Source organism: Methylobrevis albus, from assembly GCF_015904235.1.
Classification (GTDB): Bacteria; Pseudomonadota; Alphaproteobacteria; order Rhizobiales; family Pleomorphomonadaceae; genus Methylobrevis_A; species Methylobrevis_A albus.
The window spans coordinates 323,139-342,233 of the sequence record NZ_JADZLT010000056.1 but is presented as its reverse complement, the minus strand read 5'-3'; the positions used below and the strand labels follow the sequence as shown (position 1 = coordinate 342,233).

17 protein-coding genes are annotated in these 19,095 nt (G+C 70.1%); 2 read left to right on the top strand and 15 right to left on the bottom strand.

Annotated features, from left to right (window positions below; all coding sequences use genetic code 11):
• Window positions 1-29: 29 nt before the first annotated feature.
• From I5731_RS18890 to I5731_RS18850, 9 genes are all read right to left on the bottom strand, one after another.
• Window positions 30-938: a carbohydrate kinase family protein gene (locus I5731_RS18890; RefSeq protein WP_197312967.1), complete on the bottom strand. Its 909-nt coding sequence runs from the start codon at window positions 936-938 to the stop codon at window positions 30-32.
• Complete coding sequence (locus tag I5731_RS18885) at window positions 931-1,845, bottom strand: pseudouridine-5'-phosphate glycosidase (protein ID WP_197312966.1); 915 nt, start codon at window positions 1,843-1,845, stop codon at window positions 931-933. The genes I5731_RS18890 and I5731_RS18885 overlap by 8 nt, the downstream gene beginning before the upstream one ends.
• Before the next feature lie 126 nt (window positions 1,846-1,971).
• The gene (locus I5731_RS18880; RefSeq protein WP_197312965.1) at window positions 1,972-3,117 is read right to left on the bottom strand and encodes a Gfo/Idh/MocA family protein; all 1,146 of its coding nucleotides are present in this window, start codon (window positions 3,115-3,117) and stop codon (window positions 1,972-1,974) included.
• A 6-nt stretch (window positions 3,118-3,123) separates the two neighbouring features.
• Entirely contained in the window at window positions 3,124-4,488 is a 1,365-nt protein-coding gene (locus I5731_RS18875) for a Xaa-Pro aminopeptidase (protein WP_197312964.1), read from the bottom strand.
• 50 nt (window positions 4,489-4,538) lie between these two features.
• Window positions 4,539-5,516: an ABC transporter permease gene (locus I5731_RS18870; RefSeq protein ID WP_197312963.1), complete on the bottom strand. Its 978-nt coding sequence runs from the start codon at window positions 5,514-5,516 to the stop codon at window positions 4,539-4,541.
• Complete coding sequence (locus I5731_RS18865) at window positions 5,513-6,286, bottom strand: ATP-binding cassette domain-containing protein (RefSeq protein WP_328839218.1); 774 nt, start codon at window positions 6,284-6,286, stop codon at window positions 5,513-5,515. Before I5731_RS18865 ends, I5731_RS18870 begins: the two co-directional genes overlap by 4 nt.
• Entirely contained in the window at window positions 6,279-7,229 is a 951-nt protein-coding gene (locus I5731_RS18860; protein ID WP_197312962.1) for a sugar ABC transporter substrate-binding protein, read from the bottom strand. The genes I5731_RS18865 and I5731_RS18860 overlap by 8 nt, the downstream gene beginning before the upstream one ends.
• Before the next feature lie 54 nt (window positions 7,230-7,283).
• Window positions 7,284-8,273, bottom strand: coding sequence for an agmatinase family protein (locus I5731_RS18855; RefSeq protein ID WP_197312961.1), 990 nt, complete (start codon window positions 8,271-8,273; stop codon window positions 7,284-7,286).
• A gap of 1,048 nt (window positions 8,274-9,321) precedes the next feature.
• Window positions 9,322-10,344, bottom strand: coding sequence for a LacI family DNA-binding transcriptional regulator (locus tag I5731_RS18850; protein ID WP_197312960.1), 1,023 nt, complete (start codon window positions 10,342-10,344; stop codon window positions 9,322-9,324).
• A 158-nt stretch (window positions 10,345-10,502) separates the two neighbouring features.
• Between I5731_RS18850 and I5731_RS18845 the strand changes: the two genes are divergently transcribed.
• Entirely contained in the window at window positions 10,503-11,582 is a 1,080-nt protein-coding gene (locus I5731_RS18845; RefSeq protein ID WP_197312959.1) for a Gfo/Idh/MocA family oxidoreductase, read from the top strand.
• 14 nt (window positions 11,583-11,596) lie between these two features.
• A complete protein-coding gene (locus tag I5731_RS18840) occupies window positions 11,597-12,244 on the top strand; it encodes a TenA family protein (protein ID WP_197312958.1) in 648 nt (215 codons plus the stop codon).
• Window positions 12,245-12,276: 32 nt separating this feature from the next.
• On the opposite strand, the gene I5731_RS18835 is transcribed toward I5731_RS18840, so the two are convergent.
• The 6 genes from I5731_RS18835 to I5731_RS18810 form a co-directional block, all read right to left on the bottom strand.
• Entirely contained in the window at window positions 12,277-13,704 is a 1,428-nt protein-coding gene (locus tag I5731_RS18835) for a gamma-aminobutyraldehyde dehydrogenase (RefSeq protein WP_197312957.1), read from the bottom strand.
• 40 nt (window positions 13,705-13,744) lie between these two features.
• Window positions 13,745-14,560, bottom strand: a complete 816-nt coding sequence (locus I5731_RS18830; RefSeq protein WP_197312956.1) for an ABC transporter permease — start codon at window positions 14,558-14,560, stop codon at window positions 13,745-13,747.
• Window positions 14,550-15,500, bottom strand: a complete 951-nt coding sequence (locus I5731_RS18825; protein WP_197312955.1) for an ABC transporter permease — start codon at window positions 15,498-15,500, stop codon at window positions 14,550-14,552. The genes I5731_RS18830 and I5731_RS18825 overlap by 11 nt, the downstream gene beginning before the upstream one ends.
• Window positions 15,500-16,498 (bottom strand): ABC transporter ATP-binding protein, encoded by a 999-nt coding sequence (locus tag I5731_RS18820; protein WP_197312954.1) that lies wholly within the window; start codon window positions 16,496-16,498, stop codon window positions 15,500-15,502. Before I5731_RS18820 ends, I5731_RS18825 begins: the two co-directional genes overlap by 1 nt.
• A 380-nt stretch (window positions 16,499-16,878) precedes the next feature.
• Window positions 16,879-18,051 carry an ABC transporter substrate-binding protein gene (locus I5731_RS18815; protein ID WP_197312953.1) on the bottom strand — a complete coding sequence of 391 codons (1,173 nt, stop codon included), beginning with the start codon at window positions 18,049-18,051 and terminating at the stop codon, window positions 16,879-16,881.
• 118 nt (window positions 18,052-18,169) lie between these two features.
• Window positions 18,170-19,081, bottom strand: coding sequence for a LysR family transcriptional regulator (locus I5731_RS18810; RefSeq protein ID WP_197312952.1), 912 nt, complete (start codon window positions 19,079-19,081; stop codon window positions 18,170-18,172).
• Between the last annotated feature and the right edge of the window lie 14 nt (window positions 19,082-19,095).

Genomic DNA, 19,095 nt, shown 5'->3' with positions numbered 1-19,095 from the left:
GTCCTTGTCGGTTGCGCGCCCGGGGAAGATCAGGCGCCGGAAAGGGCGGAGGGGCGACCGCCGAGCACCGTGCAGATCCGCGCGCCGGCGGCGACGGCGGCGCGGAGGCAGCCGGGCACGTCGGCGCCGCCGAGATGCGCGGCGAGATAGGCGGCGAGGAAGGCGTCGCCGGCGCCGGTGCTGTCGATCGCTGCCACGGCCGGGGCGGCGGCGATGTGGTGTCGGCCCGCCGAGAGCGCCTCGGCGCCCGCCGCGCCGCGCTTGACGACGAGGGTGCCGTAGCGGGCGCCGAGGTGTTCGAGCTGCGTCGCCGGATCGGTGCTGCCGGCGAGCAGCGCGGCTTCGTCGGCGTTCGGAAAGCAGAAGTCGGCGCCCGCGGTCCAGTCGAGGAACGCTGCCGGGTCGATGTCGGCGAGGAAGCCGGCCGAGGCGGGGTCGACCGAGACCAACACCCCCGCCGCCTTCGCCCGTGCCATCAAGCGCAGCACCGCCGCGCGCGGGCCGGGGGCGACGAGCGCATAGCCGGATACGTGCAGGATCGCCGCCCCGTCCAGGAGGTCGTCCGGCAGATCGGCATCCGACAACGCGTCGTTGGCGCCGCGGTCGGTGAAGAAGCTGCGTTCGCCGCCGGGCTCGACCAGCGTCACGAGGATGCCGGTGGGCAGGCCGTCGTCGGCGGCGAGCCGCGGCGCGATGCCGGCGGCGCGAAAATCCTCCGACAGGCCGGCGTGGTCGGCGCGGCCGACGCGGGCGACAAAGCGGGTCGGAACCCCGAAGCGGGCGAGCCAGGCGGCCTGGTTGGCGCCGGAGCCTCCGGGCAGCCGGCGGATCGTCGCGCGGCAGTCGGAGCCGCGCCGCATCGGCCCCTCGGGGCGGACGATCACGTCGGTCATCACATCGCCGATGACGACGACGCTGCGCCCGCCCGGCTCAGCCATGGGACGCCAGCGCCACGGCGATGCCGGCGGCGAGGGCGGCGTTGTTCTTCACGAGCGCGATGTTGGCGACGAGGCTGCGGCCGTCGGTGAGGTCGAGGATGCGCTGCAGCAGGAACGGCGTCAGCGCCTTGCGCGTCACGCCCTCCGCCTCGGCCGCCGCGATCGCCTCGGCAATGCGCGCGCCGATGGTCGCCGCATCGAGCGCGTCGGCCTCGGGGATCGGGTTGGCGACGAGGATGCCGCTCTGGAACCCCAGCGCCCGGTGCGCCGCGATCACGGCGGCGATCTCGGCGGCGCTGTCGCAGGCAAAATCCAGCGTCTCGCCGCTGTCGCGCGAGAAGAAGGCCGGGAAGGCGGTGGTCCGATAGCCGAGCACGGGCACGCCGTGCGTTTCGAGAAACTCCAGCGTCTTCGGGATGTCGAGGATCGATTTGGCCCCGGCGCAGACCACCGTCACCGGCGTGGTCGCGAGCTCGATCAGGTCGGCGGAGATGTCGAAGGTTTCTTCAGCGCCGCGGTGCACGCCGCCGATGCCGCCGGTGGCGAACACCGGGATGCCGGCCTTCGCCGCGATCACCATGGTGGCGGCGACGGTGGTGCCGGCCGTCGCGCCGCGCACGATCACCGGGGCGAGGTCGCGCCGCGTCGCCTTGAACACGCCCTGCGCCTGGCCGAGCCGGTCGAGCGTCGCCGCATCCAGCCCGGCGACCAGCCGGCCTTCGAGCACGGCGATGGTCGCCGGCACCGCGCCGTTCGCGCGCACCACGGCCTCCACCGCCCGCGCGGTTTCGACGTTCTGCGGATAGGGCATGCCGTGGGTGATGATGGTCGATTCCAGCGCCACCACCGGCCGCCCCTCATCGAGGGCGGCGGCGACTTCGGGGCTGGTGGCGACGTCGATCTGCATGGGGGTCTGGCGCCTTCTGACAAACGCGGGCACCGCAGGGGCGGCTCGCCGCCGAGTGCATCCTCGGTCCCGACATAGGTGAATTTCGCCGCCCGGTCGATGGCTGCGCGCCGCAGGCGCTCCCCGTCAGGCGGCGGGGGCGAGCAGCGCCGCCGCGTCGGTCTCGGTCAGCGGCAGCGGCACCGGGCAGCCGGGGAGGTCGGTGACGGTGGTCCGGTCGCGGGCGGACCGCGCCGCGGCGTCGAACACGGCCGCGAGATGCAGCGCCAGCGCCGCGTCGCTGCGGGGCACCGTGCCGAGCCGGATCGCCTGCGCCATCTCGGCGATGCCAAGGCCGCGGTAGTCGGCGACCGGCACGCCGGCCTCGTCGGTACGGTTCGGCGCGCCGAACACTGTGGCCGAGGTGTCGATCGCCCGCCACGCGCCGGGCCGTTCGGCGATGAGGAGATCGCCGCCGAACCAGTCGGGGTTGGGCAGGCGCAGGCTGCCGGCGCTGCCGTGCAGCTCGATGTGCGGCTGGCCGCTGGCGAAACAGTCCCAGCTCGCGGTGAAGTCGACCGTCATGCCGCCGGCAAAGCCGAGCTCGGTCTTCACCGTGGTTGCGACGTCGGAGGGGAGCACGCTGCCGTGCGCCGGCATGCCGGGCGCGTCGATGCGACGTTCGGGGTGCTGCACGAGGTTGGCGGCGCGCAGCCCGGTCACCGGGCCGAGGATGTGCACCAGCGCCGTCAGGTAGTAAGGCCCCATGTCCATCAGCGGCCCGCCGCCGCGGCCGTAGAAGAAGGCCGGCGCCGGGTGGAACTGCTCGGGGCCGAGGCCGAGGAAGGCGGCGGTGCCGAACAGCGGCGTGCCGATCGCGCCTTCCGCCACCAGTCGGCGCGCCGTCTGGATCGCGGGTCCGAGCGCCGTATCCGGCGCGACGCCGAGGCGGAGGCCCGCCGCCGTCGCCTGCGCGACGAGTTGCGCCGCCTCGGCAAGGTCCACCCCGAGCGGCTTTTCCGAATAGACGTGCTTGCCGGCGGCGAGCGCCCGCGCCGTCACCTCGACATGGGCGAGCGGCGGCGTCAGGTTGACGACGAGGTCGATGTCGTCGCTGGCGATGAGGTCGTCGACGCTCCGCGCCGCGATGCCGTGCGCCGCGGCGGCGGCCTCGGCGCGGGCGTGGGTGCGGCTCGCGCAGGCTGTGAGCGCGAGGCCGGGGAAGCGCGCCGCGTTGCGCAGATAGATGCCGCTGATGTCGCCGCAGCCGACGATGCCGATCCGGAGTGCCATGCCGCCTCAGCCGCGCGCGAGCAGGTTGCCCGGCCGCAGCCAGAACGGGGCGAGGCAGAGCGGCGTCGTCGAGAGCGGCAGGATGCTCGCGTCGAGATCGACGCCGATCGTGCCTTCGACGAAGGCGCGCCGCGCCATCATGCGGGCGAAGACCTCCGGATGCCGCTCGGAGATCTCGGTGCGCAGGGCCGCGTCGGCGAACACGATCGCGTCCTCGCAGTTCAGCGTCCAGCCGTCCGGCATCGGCACCGGGATCACGTCGACCTGCACCACCATGCCGGACGCGATCGCCTCGGTGCTGCCGGGGCGCACCGGCGAGTGCAGCCATTCGCCATAGCCGCCGAGGTGGCCGGGGTTCAGCGCCGAGCGCAACTCGCCGCGCGCCAGCGCCTCCACCGTCGCCGTGCGGATGTCGCCGCCGGCAGCCCCGAGCCGTGCCGCGCCGTACCAGGCGGCGAGACCGTCCATGTAGGCGGCGGAGGTCGCGAGGAAGCCCTCGTCGTCGGCCTTGAGCAGCCCGGCGCGGGCCGATAGGCCGCCCCAGTAGCCGATCGCCGTGGTGACGCCGTCGCCTTCCGCCAGTCGGCGCCCGCTCGGGCTCGACAGCCCGATCACCGGGGTGCCGGGCGGCGCCGAGGCGAGCATGAAGTGGCAGGTCATCGGCTCGCCGGCATAACCCATCGCGGCGGCGACCTCGAAGTCGACGGCGCCGGGCCGAGCGTTCTCGATCACGCGCCAGACGGCGGCCGAAGCGCGCGCCGCGGCCCATTCGAAGGCGGCGATCTGGTCGGCGTCGACGATCGAGGCGACGCCGGTCACCGGATGCATCAGCACGGCGGTCGCATCGCGCACGCCGTCCGCGCCGACGAGCTTGCGCAGCACGTCGACGACGAACGACGGCACGAAATGTGCGGTTTCCGGCGGCTCGCCTTCCTCCGGCTCGATGTACTTCCAGCCGACCAGCCCGACGCTGTTTCCCTTCGCGATGCCGGCGGCGGCGAGCACGTCGGCGAGGCGCGGCGCGATGGTGCGGTCCTGCGCCATCAGGCTCAGCGACTGCGCCAGCATCACCTCGAGATCGGCGAGCGGCGACACCGGCACGTAGCTGACGCTCTCGTTGCCGGTGACGACGATCTTGCGCCCGTCGCGATGCAGCAGCAGCAGCGCCTCCTCGAAGCGCGGCTCGAAGCCGGTGAGGAAGACGATGTTCGAGACGTGCTCGCGGTCGGCGTAGACGACGAGCCAGTCGCAGCCCGCCGCCGCCACCGCCCGGCGGCAGCGGTCGGCATAGGTCGCGGCGGGAATCGCCGGGCGCAGCAGCGGAACCTCGAGGCCGGGCAGGGCGATTTCGCGAAGGCGGAAGGTCGACATGGCGGAGCCTCTTGTCTTGATTGTCGGGCGTTGGTTCTCGGCCGGGCGGCTCAGCCGAGCCGGGAGAACAGGCGGGTGTTGGCCCAGAGTGCGGCGAGCAGGATCGCGCCCTGGATGATGCGGACATAGAACGGGTCGACGTGGTTGAGGATCAACCCGTTCTCGATGAAGCCGAGCGTATAGACGCCGAGCACCGTGCCGACGATGGAACCCTTGCCGCCGAACAGGCTGGTGCCGCCGAGCACGACGGCGGCGATCGCCTGCAGCTCCATGCCGGTGCCGGCCGTGGCGCCGCCCGACTGCAGCCGCATGGCGACGACGATGCCGGCGATCGCCGCGGTGACGCTGGAGATCATGTAGACCGAGGTGACGAGCAGATCGACCCGCGCGCCCGAGCGCCGCACCGATTCGGCGTTGGAACCGATGCCGCGGATCCGCAGGCCATAGGCGGTGCGGTTGAGCACGATCCAGCCGGCGAAGGCGGCGAGGAAGGCGAGGATGACGGGCAGCGGCAGCAGGCCGATGCGCCCCTGGCCGATGGCGATCACCCAGTCGGGCGCGACCACCGGGATCGAGAAGCCGCGCCCGAGCATCTGCGCACTGCCCGACAGGATCGACAGCGTGCCGAGCGTGACGATGAACGATGGCAGCCGCTGGAAGGCGATCAGGAAGCCGTTCGCCGCCCCGACGCCGGCGGCGATCAAGAGCGCCATCGGCAGCACGACCTCGGCTGGCAGGCCGAGCTTGAACAGCAGCGCCGTGACGACGCCGGTGACGCTGACCATGGCGCCGATCGAGAGGTCGATGCCGGCCGAGACCAGCACGAAGGTGGCGCCGATCGCCACGATCACCAGTGGCGCGCCCTGGCGCAGCACGTTGACGATGTTGTTGGTCGTGAAGAAGTGCTCGGTGGTGGCGCCGAAGCCGGCGACCACCAGGAGGAAGATCGCGAGGATCGGCAGCACGGCGCGGTGCTGCGCGGCGCGGTGGCGCAGCCGGGTGCCGGCCGGGGCGGTGACGGCCGTCATTGCACCGCCGCCTCGCGCTCCACCCGGCCGCTCAGCACGATGCGGCTGATGTCGGCGGCGGTGAGGGCAGGGACCGAGAACGGCGCGCTGCTGCGCCCTTCCGAGATCAGGATGGCCGTGTCGCAGACGTCGAGCACGTCCTGCAGCCGATGGGAGATCAGTATCACGGCGACCCCTTTCGCCTTCACGCGGCGGATGGTTTCGATGACGGCGGCGGCCTCGCGCACGCCGAGCGCGGCGGTGGGCTCGTCCATGATCAGCACGCGCGGATTGAAGGTCAGCGCCCGGCCGATCGCCACCGTCTGCCGCTGCCCGCCGGACAGCGACTTGATGTCGGTCCACGTCGAGGGGATGCGGGAGCCGAGCGCGGCGAGGCCTTTCGCTGCTTCCGCATGCATGCGCGCGATGTCGAGCAGGCCGAAGCGGCGCGGCTCGCGGCCGAGGAAGAAGTTGCTGGCGACGTCGAGCTCGTCGCAGAGCGCGAGGTCCTGGTAGATCATCTCGATGCCGGCGGCGCGGCTGTCGCGCGGCGACTGGAAGGCGACCGGCGCCCCGTCGACCTCGAACACGCCGCTGTCGCGTTGCAGCGAGCCGGCGAGGATCTTCATCAGGGTCGACTTGCCGGCGCCGTTGTCCCCGAGCACCCCGATCGCCTCGCCGGCATGGACGGCGAGGCTGACCGAGCGCAGCGCGGTGATCGCGCCGAACGATTTGCCGATGTCCCGCACGGCAATGCGCGGCGGGGCATCGGCAGGGGTCGTCTCATTCACTGAACTTCGCCTTGAGTTCGTCGAGGTCGGCGACCGAGCGGAACTCGACCGGAATGCCGGTGTTGCGCTCCACCGCTTCGCCCTTGGCGAGCTTCACCGCGACGTCCACCGCGCCCTCGCCCATCAGTTCCGGATTGGTCTCGGCCGCCACCACGTAGATGCCCTGCTCGAGAGCTTCGATCAGCTGCGGCATGAAGTCGAGCCCGACGAGCTTCACCCGGTCGGTCGCGCCCTGGCTGCGCACGGCGGCGAGCGCCCCGATCAGGTAGCCGCCACCGCTGCCGAAGAACATGTTGAGCTGCGGATTGGCCGACAACAGGTTTTCACCGCCCGTCGCCGCGGCGTCGGACGAGAACTTCGCGTCGACGGTGCCGACGATCTCCATCCGGTCCGGATGCTGGGCGACGAACTCGGCGAGGCCCTTTGAGCGGGTGTTCTCGATCGGCGCGTCCAGCGTGTGGATGTCGCCGATGTAGAGCTTCTCGATGCCGTTCTCGTCGGCGTAGGCGAGCATCCGCGCGCCGATGTCGACACCGAGCTGATGGTTGTCGAGGCCGACGCCGGCGGTGATGTTCTCGAAGCCGTCCAGCACCTCGTCGACGGCGATCACCGGGATGCCGGCCTCGCGCGCCTGGCGCAGCACCGGCTGGATGCCGTTCGGGTCGATCGCATCGACGATGATCGCGTCGACCTGCTGGGTGATGAAGTTCTCGATCGCCGTCACCTGGGCGGCCGGGTTACCGTCCGGATTGTTGTAGATCATCGTCGCGCCGTGGCGGGCGGCGGCCGTGTCCATGCCGTCCTGCAGGCGGACGAAGAAGCGGTCCGCCAGCGTGATGGTCGAGAAGCCGATCTTCATCGGCTCGGCGAAGGCGGGCGCTGCCGAGAAGGCGAGCGTCGCCGCGAGAGCCACGCCGGTGGCGAGACGCGTCAACATCTTCATGGTCGATCCCCTCTCATTGTTGGTTTTCCCGGCGCCGGCGACCCGGCGGCCGGATCAGTCCTGGGCGAGGAGGAAGCGCTCCTCGATGAAGCCGAACAGGCTGTGCGCCGCGAGCAGCGTCGTCTGGTGCGTCGGATCGAGCGGCGGGGCCACCTCGACCACGTCGATCGCGATGATCTCCTTGTGCCGGCCGAAGGCGCGGAGCAGGTCGGCGAACTCCTCGCCGCGCAACCCGCCGGGCACCGGCGTCGAGCAGCCGGGCGCCGACGACGGATCGACCGAGTCGATGTCGCAGGTGAGGTAGATCACGTCGCAGTGCTGCAGCACGGTGGCGACCGCGGTGTCGACCACCTCGGAAATGCCGCGGGCGCGGAGTTCCGGGATGCCGACCACGGTGACGCTGTTGTCGATCTGGAACTGCCGCTCCACCGCGCCGATGAAGCCGCGCAGGCCGATCTGGTAGAGGCCGCGCGGGTCGAGGCCGGAATGCTCGAGCGAGCGGCGGATCGGCGTGCCGCTCCAGTGCGTGCCGTAGACGGCGTCGTTGTCGACGAGGTCGTTGTGGGCGTCGATCTGGATGATGCCGACGCGCTTGCCCGGATGGGCGTCGCAGACGCCCTGGTAGGTCGGGAACATGACGTAGTGGTCGCCGCCGAGCATGATCGTGAAGGCGTGCTTGGCCGCCTCCGCCGCCGCGGCGCGGATCGATGCCGAGGTCTTCATGATGTCGCCGGGCCAGATGGTGACGTCGCCGCAGTCCATCATCTTCACGCGGTCGCGCAGGCGCTTGCGCGGCGGGCCGTAGCCGATCAGCGGCGTCGAGCCGGGGTTCCAGATCTCGTGGAACCAGATCGACTGCTCGCGGATGCCGCGCGGCCCGAGCCGGGCGCCCGGCCGCAGCGTCGCGGTGTAGTCCCACGGAATGCCGAACACGGCGATCTCGGCGTCGGCAAGGCTGATCGCCGGAGCGGTCGGAGCCTTGCCGAAGGTGGCGATGTCGGCGAACACCATCTCGAAGTAGTTGCCGAAGTGTGACGGAGCCATGCGGTCGTTCCGATATCGTTTCATTTCATTGGCAGGGCTTTTCGGATGCCGCGTGCTGCGACAAACCCCGATCCGGCGCCGATGCTGGCGGTCCGGCACCCCGGGGATTGTCACGGCCGAGCATCTGTCCTGCTCTACGAAATGAAACGTTTCATTTTCAGAAATCACTGTCAAGCGACCGAGTTGGTGATTTTGTGGGCCGCCGGAAACATAGGCAGGGAGGCACGCGGGGAGGCGCGGTTTAGCGGACGGCGTGCGTTGAAAATCGGCAGGGGAAGGGTGGATGTGCCTGCCGAAAAGGCGGGGCTAGGGCAAAGGTCGACCGACGAGCCGACGAGCCGGCGAGCCGGCGAGCCGATGAGCCGGCGCGCGGCCAGCCGGCGCGCGGCGAGGTGGTTCGGCGCTAGTGCAGGGGCGAGGGTGGACCTACGCCTTGCCTAGTGCCTGATCGGGCCGATGCGCCGCGGCCTCGCGCTCCACCCCCTCGATCGTCATTGCCGGGCTTGACCCGGCAACCCAATGGCCGAGCAGTAAAACGCTGATATGGCGATGGATTTCGACGTCGAGACGTTCCGCGTAGGGAGGCTAGTGGGTGGCCGGGTCAAGCCGAGGACCGTCCGGCTCGGCCATCTCAACTTCGGCCCAAGCAGCTGGAGCCGTTGGCAAATTGCGATGCTGGGCGATGCTGGACACAGCTTCGAGCTTGCCGGCGCCCGGGCTTTTCCCTCGTCCTTCGAGACAGCCGCTGCGCGGCTTCCTCAGGATGAGGGAAAAGGACAAGCTCTTGTCACAAAACAGAAAACTATCGGAGGCCTCATCCTGAGGAGACCCGGAACGGGTCGTCTCGAAGGACGAGGCCGGGTGCGCCGGCCTTTGCCGCGGCTCATCGGGGCAACTAGGGGGCAAAGCCCGGCGATGACCGGGGAGGGGCAGGAGCCTTGCCCTCGCGTCACACTGTGCAGCCCCGCCTTGATCAAGCCGGAGAACGCGAGAGCAGTTCCTCCCCTGCCTCGATCCCCCTCGCCAATCACTCCGCCTCGCCCCTCGCTCACCCCGCCCGCCGCGGCGGCGCCGCGGAATCGCGGACGACCAGCCGGTGCGGCACGATCATCGTGCGGGCCTTGAGCTCGCCCGCCTGCAGCAGCCGCCAGAGCTGACCAAAACTCTGTTCGCCGATCAGGCTGGCGGGCTGGCCGACGGTGGTCAGCCGCGGGCTGATCACGTCGGCGTAGCGGATGTCGTCGAAGCCGACGACGGAGAGGTCGTCGGGGACCGAGAGGCCGAGCGAGCGCGCCTCGGCGATGGCGCCGATCGCCATCTCGTCGTTGGCGCAGATCAGCGCCGTCGGCGGCGTCGCCTGGCCGAGCAACTCGCGCGTCGCCCGGCGCGCACCGGCGATGGTCAGGTCGCCGTGGGTGAAATAGTCGTCCGGCAGCGGCAGTCCCGCCTCGCGCAGCGCGCGGCGGAAGCCTTCCTCGCGGTCGATCATCAGGATCGAGCCCGGCTCGCCGCTCATGAAGGCGACGGATTTGTGCCCGAGGCCGAGCAGGAAGCGGGTGATGTCGGTGGCGGCCTTCAGATTGTCGATCCGCACCGCTGGCAGGCCCGACAGTGCCCGGATGGCGATCTCGCCGGCGACGACTACGGGCGGGGTGCCCGGCGCAGTCCTGAAATCCTCGGAGACGTCGAACGGGGAGGGGCCGCCGAGCAGGATCACCCCGTCGGCCTGGCGCGACAGCACGATGTCGTCGAGGCTCGAGGGCACCATCTGCGTCGAGTGCACTTCCTTGATGTAGATCGAGTAGCCCTTGCGCGCCGCCGCCTCGGAAATGCCGTGGATCACATCGCCGTAGAACGGGTCGCCGACCGCCCACACCACCACCATCACCAGGCTGGTACGGCCGCGCCGCAGGCTGCGCGCCACGGCGTTCGGCGAGTAGTTGAGCGACTGGACGGCCGTCTCGATAACGTTTCGAGTCTTCTCGCGCACATGCTCCGGGTCATTGAGATAGCGAGACACCGTGCCGACCGAAACACCGGCCAGCCGCGCGACATCCTTCAGCGACGACACATCACAGACTCCCTGCATCTCTGCGTTTCATAAGCCAAATCGGCACGGGCAGCAATTGCGCCGCCCGGTCGCGGCTTGGTCGTCCTGCAATATTGATAACGTTTCAATTTCGCCTTAGGGATGGGATCCGAGCAACGGACAGGTGGAGGGACCGGACGATGACGCGGCTGCGGGTGGGGCTCATCGGACTGGGCGAGGTTGCGCAGGTCATGCATCTGCCGGCGCTGCGCCGGCTGCAGGATCGCTTCGAGGTGACGGGCCTGCACGATATCTCGCCGTCCGTGCTCGCGCGCATCGCCGCGCGCTGGAACGTCGCCGCCACCTATGCGTCCGCCGAGGATCTCGTCGCAGCACCTGACGTCGACGCCGTGCTCGTGCTCAGCCCCGACCAGCATCACCACGGCCACGTCGCCGCGGCCCTCGTCGCCGGCAAGCACGTGCTGGTCGAAAAGCCGGCCGCGCTGACCCGCAACGACGTCGCCGACCTTGCCGCGCGGGCGGATGCCGCCGGCCGCGTCGTCATGGTCGGCTACATGCGCCGCTATGCGCCGGCCTTCCTCGCGGCCCGTGATCGTCTCGCCGATCTCGGCCCGATCACCCACGCGGACCTTCGCGACTACATGTGCGAAGGCCCGTGGTTCCACCGCCAGACCACCGACGTGATCTATCCCGCCGGCGACATTCCGAAGGAGGCGTCGGCGGCGAGCCGGGCCCTGCGCAGCGCGATGATGCGCGAGATCTGCGGCGCGGACGCCTCGCCGGCGCTCCTCCTCGGCTACGAACTCCTCACCGGCGTCGCGTCGCATTCGATCTCGGCGATGCGCGACCTCTTCGGCATGCCGGCCCGCGTCGCCGCCGCCCACGTCTCGGCCGGCGGCAACCATCTGGTCGCGGCGCTCGACTACGGCGATTTCAGCGTCACCTACCAGTATCTCGTCGACAACCTCGCCCGCTTCGACGGCGGCTTCGACGTCTACACCGATACGAAGCGCCTCAGCCTCGCCTTCCCGACGCCCTACGTCCGCAACCTGCCGATGACGGTCGAGATCCAGAGCGTGACCGAGGCCGGCAACGAGACGACGCTTCTGGGGCCGTTCTACAAGGACGCCTTCGTCGCCGAGCTCGAGGCGTTCCACGCCGCCGTCACGGGCGGCGGGCCGGTGCTGTCGTCGCTCACCGATTCGATCGACGATTTCCGCATCTTCGAGGAGATCGTCGCCCGGCTGCGCGGCGCGTGAGGGGAGGCGGTGCGATGACCGAGCCGAGCTTCACCGATCGTGCGCTGGCCGCCGATGCCGCGCTGTGGGACACGGCGTTCGCCCACCGCTTCGCGCGCGACCTGCCGGTAATGGACGGCGCCACCCCGGCCTTCCGCCGCTACCTCGTCTATGAATACGCCCTCGTGCTCGAGGCGATCGACCTCGTCGCCCGCGCCGTCGCGGCCGCACCGACGATCCCCGAGAAGCGCTGGCTCGCCGATGCGCTGGGCGGGCTCGTCCACGCGCAACTCGCCTATTTCGATGCGGCGTTCGCGCGCTTGGGGCTCGCCCCGGCCCGCCCGGGCACGCTGCCGGTCGGCGTCTCGGCCTGCCTTGCCGCGATGCGCCGGGCCGGCGCCGGTGGCGACTATGGCGAGATGCTCGCCGTGATGTTCGCCGGCGAGTGGCTGTACTGGACCTGGTGCTCGGCGATACCGGCGGGCGCCGCCGCCGATCCCGAGGTCGCCGCCTGGATCGCGCTCCACACCGACGAAGCCTTCCGCGACCACGCCCTCTGGCTGAAGGCCCTGCTCGACGACATCGCCGGCACCGACCCGGACGCCGCGCCGCATCTCGCCGAAACCATCGCCTCGACGCTGCGCCGCGAACTCGCCTTCCACGACGCCGCGTTTGCGGCCTGAGCGAGCGGCGCCCGCGGGCGCCGCCGCCGCGTTCAGCCGTGGTTGATCATGATGTGGCGGACGGCGGTGTAGTCCTCCAGCGCGTAGATCGACATGTCCTTGCCGTAGCCCGACTGCTTCAGCCCGCCGTGCGGCATCTCGTTGGTCAGCGCGAAATGGGTGTTGATCCAGGTGCAGCCGTACTGCAGCCGCGCCGCCGCCTGCATCGCCTTCGAGATGTCCTTCGTCCACACCGACGAGGCGAGGCCGTAGTCGCTGTCGTTGGCCCAGGCGACGGCCTCGTCGGCCGCCGAGAAGCGCGTGACGGAGACGACCGGGCCGAACACCTCGCGCCGGACGATCTCGTCCTCCTGCCGTGCGCCGGCGATCACCGTCGGCTGGAAGAAGAAGCCGCCGCCGGCGCCGTTGGCGCCGCCCGTCGTCACCTCCATGTGGCCGTGCTCGCTGGCGCGCCCGACGAAGCTCGCCACCCGGTCGCGCTGGCGGGCGGAGATCAACGGCCCGATCTCGTTCTCGCCGTCGTCCGCCAGGCCGAAGCGGATCGAGCCGACCGCGGCCGTGAGGTCGGCGACGAAGTTCTCGTAGATGCCGTCCTGCGCATAGATCCGGCAGGCAGCGGTGCAATCCTGGCCGGCGTTGTAGTAGCCGAAGGTGCGGATGCCGGCGACGACGGCTTCGAGGTCGGCGTCGTCATAGACGATCACCGGGGCCTTGCCGCCGAGTTCGAGATGCGTCCGCTTCACCGTGCGCGCCGCGGCGGCGAGCACCTTCTTGCCGGTGGCGATGTCGCCGGTGATCGAGACCATCGCGATCTTCGGATGGTTGATCAGCGCGTTGCCGACGGTGTCGCCGCGGCCGAGCACGATGTTGACGACGCCCTCGGGCAGGATGTCCGCGAGGATCTTCGCGAGCTTCAGCGCGGTGAGCGGCGTCTGCTCGGAGGGCTTGAAGACGACGGTGTTGCCGCCCGCCAGCGCCGGGGCGAGCTTCCACGCCATCATCATCAGCGGGTAGTTCCACGGCGCGATCGAACCGACGACGCCGATCGCGTCGCGGCGGATCATCGAGGTGTGGCCGGCGATGTACTCGGCCGAGACCGGCGCCTGCAGCGTGCGGATCGCCCCGGCGAAGAAGCGCCAGCAGTCGACGATCGCCGGCAGCTCGTCATTGCGCACGGCGTTGATCGGCTTGCCGCAGTTGAGCGCCTCCAGCGCGGCAAAACCCTCCGCCTCGCGCTCGATGGCGTCGGCGATCTTCAGCAGGTAGGCCGAGCGCTCGCCCGGCGTGGTGCGCGACCAGCCGGTGAAGGCGGCTTCCGCGGCGTCGACCGCGGCGTCGATCTGCGCATGGGACGCCTCGGGCAGGTCGAGTATCCTGGCGCCGGTCTTCGGGTCGAGGATCTGTTCCTCGGCCTCGGTGCCGGCCTCGAAACGCGCGCCGATCAGCAGTTCCGTGTCCATGGGTCGATCTCGCTGTTGGTCTTGATTGATTGGGCCCGGTTCATTTGCCGCCGCCGGCGATGCTGTCGCCGTCGCGCGTGAGGAAAAAGGCGGCGAGGATCGGCAGCAGCGTCACCAGCACCACGATCATCGCGACCACGTTGGTCACCGGGCGCTGGCGCGGGCGGATCAGCTCCTGCAGCATCCAGATCGGCAGCGTCGACTGCTGGCCGGCCGTGAAGGTGGTGACGATCACCTCGTCGAACGACAGCGCGAAGGCGAGCATGCCGCCGGCGAGCAGCGACGTGCCGATGTTCGGCAGGATCACGTAGCGGAAGGTCTGGAAGCCGTCGGCGCCGAGGTCCATCGACGCCTCGACCAGCGAGCCCGACAGGCGCCGGAAGCGCGCGACCGCGTTGTTGTAGACGACGACGATGCAGAAGGTGGCGTGGCCGAGCACGATGGTGAAGAACGAGAACGGGATGTCCGCCATCGAAAAGGCCGAGCGCAGCGCGATGCCGGTGATGATGCCGGGGAGGGCGATCGGCAGGATCACCAGCAGCGACACCACCTCGCGCCCGAAGAAGGCCGAGCGCGACACCGCGGCGGCGCACAGCGTGCCGAGCACCAGCGCGATCGCCGTGGCAAGGCTCGCGACCTTCAGCGACAGGGTGAGCGCCGCCCAGACGTCGGCCCGGCCCCAGGTCACCGCCAACCACTCCAGCGTCAGCCCCGGCGGCGGGAAGCGGTAGCTCTTCTCCTCGGTGGTGAAGGCATAGAGGAAGATCAGCAGGATCGGCAGGTGCAGGAACAGGAGGCCGAGCCCGGCGGCGAGCTTCAGGCCGAACGGCGCCTTGGCGCGGTGCTCAGAGCGCATTGAACGCCCCCATCCGGCGGGCGGCCCAGAGATAGACGGCCATGATGACGATGGGCACCACGGTGAAGGCGGCGGCGAGCGGGATGTTGCCGGCGGTGCCCTGCTGGGCATAGACCGCCTGGCCGATGAACAGCCGCGACGAGCCGATGATCTGCGGGATGATGTAGTCGCCGAGGGTCAGCGAGAAGGTGAAGATCGAGCCGGCGACGATGCCGGGCAGCGCGAGCGGCAGCAGCACATGGCGAAAGGTCTGGCGCGGATCGGCGCCGAGGTCCGCCGAGGCCTCGACGAGGCTGCCCGGCACCCGCTCCAGCGCCGCCTGGATCGGCAGGATCATGAACGGCAGCCAGACGTAGACGAAGACGAGGAAGGTGCCGGTGTAGCTCACCGACAGCGAGTTGCCGCCGATCACCGGCAGCGCCAGCCAGGCGTCGAGCAGCCAGCCGAGGTGGAGCCGCTCGAACGCCCAGGTGACGATGCCCTCCTTGGCGAGGATCAGCTTCCAGGCGTAGATCTTGACGAGATAGCTCGACCAGAGCGGCAGCATCACCCCGAGATAGAACAGCGCCTTCCAGCCGCCGCGGGCATAGCGGGCGGCGTAGTAGGCGATCGGGAAGGCGACGACGATGCTGGCGAGCGTCACCACCGCGGCCATCGACAGCGTGCGGACGATGATGTCGAGGTTGGCGTCGGAGAAGAGCTGCCGGTAGGTGGCGAGCGTCGGCTCGTAGGTGATCAGGCCCGAGAAATCGTCGATCGCAAAGATGCTCTGCGACAGGAACACGGCGAGCGAGCCGAGGTAGACGACGCCGAGCCAGGCGAGCGGCGGCCCGAGCAGCAGGCCGAGCAACAGCCGCGGGTGCCGCCAGAGCAGGTCCGACAGGCGGCCGGTGGTGCCGGTGGTGCGCGACGGCGCGGATAGCCCGGCGACGGCCGCCATCAGGCGTCCTCCATCAGGTGCAGCGCGCTGCGGTCGAACGAGAGCGTCACCTCGGCGCCCGGCGCCGGCAGCGCGACGCCGGCGGGCAGGGCGGCGACGATGCGCTCGCCGCCGCAGTCGGCGGTGAGGCGGTTGACCGGGCCGAGGAAGCTCGCGCTCACCGCCCGGCCGGTGAGGCCGATCCGGTCGCCGGTGGCGGGGCCGAGCGAGATCTGCTCGGGCCGCAAGCTGGCCGTGCCTGCGCCGAGGCCGAGCGCGGCGCAGAGCGCCGGCGACAGGATGTTCGACGAGCCGACGAAATCGGCGACGAAGCGGCTGCGCGGCCGGCGGTAGATCTCCTCTGGCGTGCCGACCTGGCGGACCTTGCCGTCATGGAACACGGCGACCCGGTCGGCCATCGACAGCGCCTCGCCCTGGTCGTGGGTGACGAAGACGAAGGTGAGGCCGAGCGTCTTCTGCAGCGTCTTCAGCTCCTCTTGCATCTGCTCGCGCAGCTTCAGGTCCAGCGCGCCGAGCGGCTCGTCGAGCAGCAGCACCCGCGGCCGGTTGACCAGCGCCCGGGCGAGCGCGACACGCTGGCGCTGGCCGCCGGAAAGCTGGCCGGGTTTCCGCGCGCCGTAGCCCGGCAGCGCGACCATCGCGAGCGCCTCCTCGGCGGCCCGCCGCCGCTCCGCCTTGCCGACGCCCTTCACCATCAGCCCGTAGGCGACGTTGTCGAGGATGCTGAGGTGGGGGAAGAGCGCGTAGTCCTGGAACACGGTGTTGACGTTGCGCCGGTAGGGCGGCACCCCCTCCGCCGTCTCGCCGAAGATCTCGATATGGCCAGACGTCGGCTGCTCGAAGCCGGCGATCAGGCGCAGGCAGGTGGTCTTGCCCGAGCCGGACGGCCCCAGCATCGCGAAGAACTCGCCCTCGGCGATCGAGAGGTCGACGCCGTCGACGGCGCGGACCGCGCCGAAATGGCGCGACACCGACTGGAAGAGCACCGCTGCCGTCATGAAGAAGGGCTCCGGAGAGTGAAGAAAACGGGCCTGCCGCCCGCCGCGCCGGATGGAGCTTGCCGGACGGCAACCCGCCGGCGAGCGGCCGGGCGGCGTTGCGGTCCGCGTCGTCTACCCACTCAACCAACCACCAACCGCCTCATCCTGAGGAGGCCCGACAGGGCCGTCTCGAAGGACGAGGTCGGCCCCGGTGTTCGCGAGGCACCGTCCGGGCCGCCTCGTCCTTCGAGACGCATCGCGGCGCGATGCTCCTCAGGATGAGGCGGTCCGAGGTCCAAGGAACCATACCGCGGTGTCGGCGCTGCTGCCGGTGTGGTCCTTCCGCCCGGGTAGGCGGCCGGAAGGACCTTCAGCGGCAATGCTCGACGGTTGCCCGCTCAGCGGCCGCCGATCACGCCGATGTAGTCCGACACCCAGCGGTGGTAGGGCACGCATTCGCCCTGGCTGGCGCACTTCGACACCGGCGTCTTCCAGAACTTGATCTTCTCGAAGTCGTCGTAGCCGTTGGTCTTGCAGCCTTCGTCGGTCAGCAGCGCGTTGCCCTTGCAGGCCGCGCCGACCGAGGGGTTGGCGCCGAACCAGGCCGAGACGTCGCCCTGCACCTTCGCCGACAGCGAGTGCTCCATCCACATGTAGGCGCAGTTCGGGTGCGCGCTCTCGGCGTGCAGCATGGTCGAGTCGGCCCAGCCCGTGGTGCCTTCCTCGGGGAACACCGAGGCAATCGGCATCTTCTCGGCGGCGAGCAGGTTGACCTGGAACGGCCACGAGCCGGAGGCGACGACGCCCTCGTTCTTGAAGTCGTCGATCTGGATCATCGCGTCGTGCCAGTAGCGCCCGACGAGGGTGCGCTGCACGCGCAGCAGGTCGAGGGCCGCCTTGTATTGCTCCTCGTTCAGCTCGTAGGGGTCCTTGATGCCGAGTTCCGGCTTGTGGAACATCAGGTAGTTGGCGGCGTCCGCCACATGGATCGGCCCGTCATACGCCTGGACGCGGCCCTTGTTGGACTGGCCGTCCGGGAGGGTCATCTCCTCGAAGACCACCTTCCAGCTCGTCGGCGCTTCGCCCTTGAACGCCTCGGTGTTGTACATCAGCACGTTCGGGCCCCAGACGTAGGGGGTGCCGTAGTGCACGCCGTTCACCGTGTGCCAGGGCGCGTCCTTCATGCGGGCGTCGAGCGTATCCCAGCTCGGGATCAGCGCGGTGTTCAGCGGCTGCACCCGCTTGCCGGCGACGAGGCGGAGCGAGGCGTCGCCCGAGGCGGTGACGAGGTCGAAGCCGCCCTCGTTCATCAGCGCGACCATCTCGTCGGAGGTCGCCGCCGTCTTCACCGACACCTTGCAGCCGCTCGACTTCTCGAACTCGGTGACCCAGTCGTACTCCGCGACGGTCTCGCCGCGCTCGATGTAGCCCGCCCAGGCGACGATCGAGAGTTCACCCTCGCCGGGCCCGAGGGCGGCGAGCGGCTCCTGCGCGAAGGAAGGGGCGACGGAGGCGGTGGCGACGGAGAGCGAGAGGGCAAGCGCGGTACAGGATTTCAGGACCTGGATCATCTGACGGCTCCTGGGTTCGGCCGCTTGGCGGCTCATCTGTTCCCGGGAGAAAAGCTGCCGCGTTTCTGCTGCGTTCGCAAATCCATTAATCAGAAGGCCGATATCGGTTTTTCCGATTTCACTGCCGCGCGCGCCCGCTGCGCAGCGCCTCGGCGACGCCGATGAAATCGCGCGCCGCCTGCGGCAGGCTGGAGCCCTTGCGCCACACCATGCCGACCTGGACGACGGGCAGGGCGCCCGACACGTCGCGGCTCTCGATCCGGTCGCCTTCCAGCGACCACGGCCGGTAGACGAGGTCCGGCAGCAGCGCGATGCCCGCCCCGGTCGCAACCAGGCTGCGCACTGCCTCGACGGAGCGCGTGCGGAACGCGACGTGCGGCCGGGCGCCGAGCGCGGTCAGCAGCTTGCCGGTGTTTTCCTCAATCTCGTCGACGGTCAGCATGATCAGCGGCTCGCGCGCGACGTCGGCGACCGAGATAATGTCGGCGGCGACCAGCGGGTGGCCGAGCGGCAGCCAGAGCCGGTAGGGCGAGGTCTCGATAATCTCGGCCTGCAGCGCCATCCGGTCGCGCAGGTTGGAGATCACCATCACCGCGACGTCGAGCTCGCCGCCGATCAGCAGATGTTCGAGATAGGAACCGTTGTCCTCGAGGGCGCTGACGTTGACGCCCGGGCAGGCGCGGCGGTAGCGGGCGAGCAGGTCGGAGAGCACGTAGCCCGCCACCAGCGACGTCACGCCGAGGTTGAGCCGGCCGCCGTCCGCCGCCGGCGCCTCGGCCGAAAACCGCCGCGCGTCCTGCACGTCGGCGAGGATCTTGGTCGCATGGCGCAGGAACTGGTGGCCGTTGTGGGTGATGTGCAGGCCGCGCGGATGACGCTCGAACAGGGCGACGCCGAGATCGGTCTCGAGATCCTTCACCGCCTCGGTGATCGCCGACTGCGAGATCGACAGATTTTGCGCCGCGCGCGTCACCGAGCCCTGTTCGGCGACGGCGACGAAATATTGCAACTGGCGGAGCGTGAAGGCCATTTTCCGCTTATCCC

Coding starts and splice junctions, on each gene's coding strand:
- I5731_RS18820 (WP_197312954.1), bottom strand. CDS start 16,498: ATGACGGCAGCGGTGCTCTTCCAGTCGGTGTCGCGCCATTTCGGCGCG.
- I5731_RS18845 (WP_197312959.1), top strand. CDS start 10,503: ATGACGCGGCTGCGGGTGGGGCTCATCGGACTGGGCGAGGTTGCGCAG.
- I5731_RS18840 (WP_197312958.1), top strand. CDS start 11,597: ATGACCGAGCCGAGCTTCACCGATCGTGCGCTGGCCGCCGATGCCGCG.
- I5731_RS18890 (WP_197312967.1), bottom strand. CDS start 938: ATGGCTGAGCCGGGCGGGCGCAGCGTCGTCGTCATCGGCGATGTGATG.
- I5731_RS18835 (WP_197312957.1), bottom strand. CDS start 13,704: ATGGACACGGAACTGCTGATCGGCGCGCGTTTCGAGGCCGGCACCGAG.
- I5731_RS18885 (WP_197312966.1), bottom strand. CDS start 1,845: ATGCAGATCGACGTCGCCACCAGCCCCGAAGTCGCCGCCGCCCTCGAT.
- I5731_RS18815 (WP_197312953.1), bottom strand. CDS start 18,051: ATGATCCAGGTCCTGAAATCCTGTACCGCGCTTGCCCTCTCGCTCTCC.
- I5731_RS18860 (WP_197312962.1), bottom strand. CDS start 7,229: ATGAAGATGTTGACGCGTCTCGCCACCGGCGTGGCTCTCGCGGCGACG.
- I5731_RS18825 (WP_197312955.1), bottom strand. CDS start 15,500: ATGGCGGCCGTCGCCGGGCTATCCGCGCCGTCGCGCACCACCGGCACC.
- I5731_RS18870 (WP_197312963.1), bottom strand. CDS start 5,516: ATGACGGCCGTCACCGCCCCGGCCGGCACCCGGCTGCGCCACCGCGCC.
- I5731_RS18875 (WP_197312964.1), bottom strand. CDS start 4,488: ATGTCGACCTTCCGCCTTCGCGAAATCGCCCTGCCCGGCCTCGAGGTT.
- I5731_RS18855 (WP_197312961.1), bottom strand. CDS start 8,273: ATGGCTCCGTCACACTTCGGCAACTACTTCGAGATGGTGTTCGCCGAC.
- I5731_RS18880 (WP_197312965.1), bottom strand. CDS start 3,117: ATGGCACTCCGGATCGGCATCGTCGGCTGCGGCGACATCAGCGGCATC.
- I5731_RS18830 (WP_197312956.1), bottom strand. CDS start 14,560: ATGCGCTCTGAGCACCGCGCCAAGGCGCCGTTCGGCCTGAAGCTCGCC.
- I5731_RS18810 (WP_197312952.1), bottom strand. CDS start 19,081: ATGGCCTTCACGCTCCGCCAGTTGCAATATTTCGTCGCCGTCGCCGAA.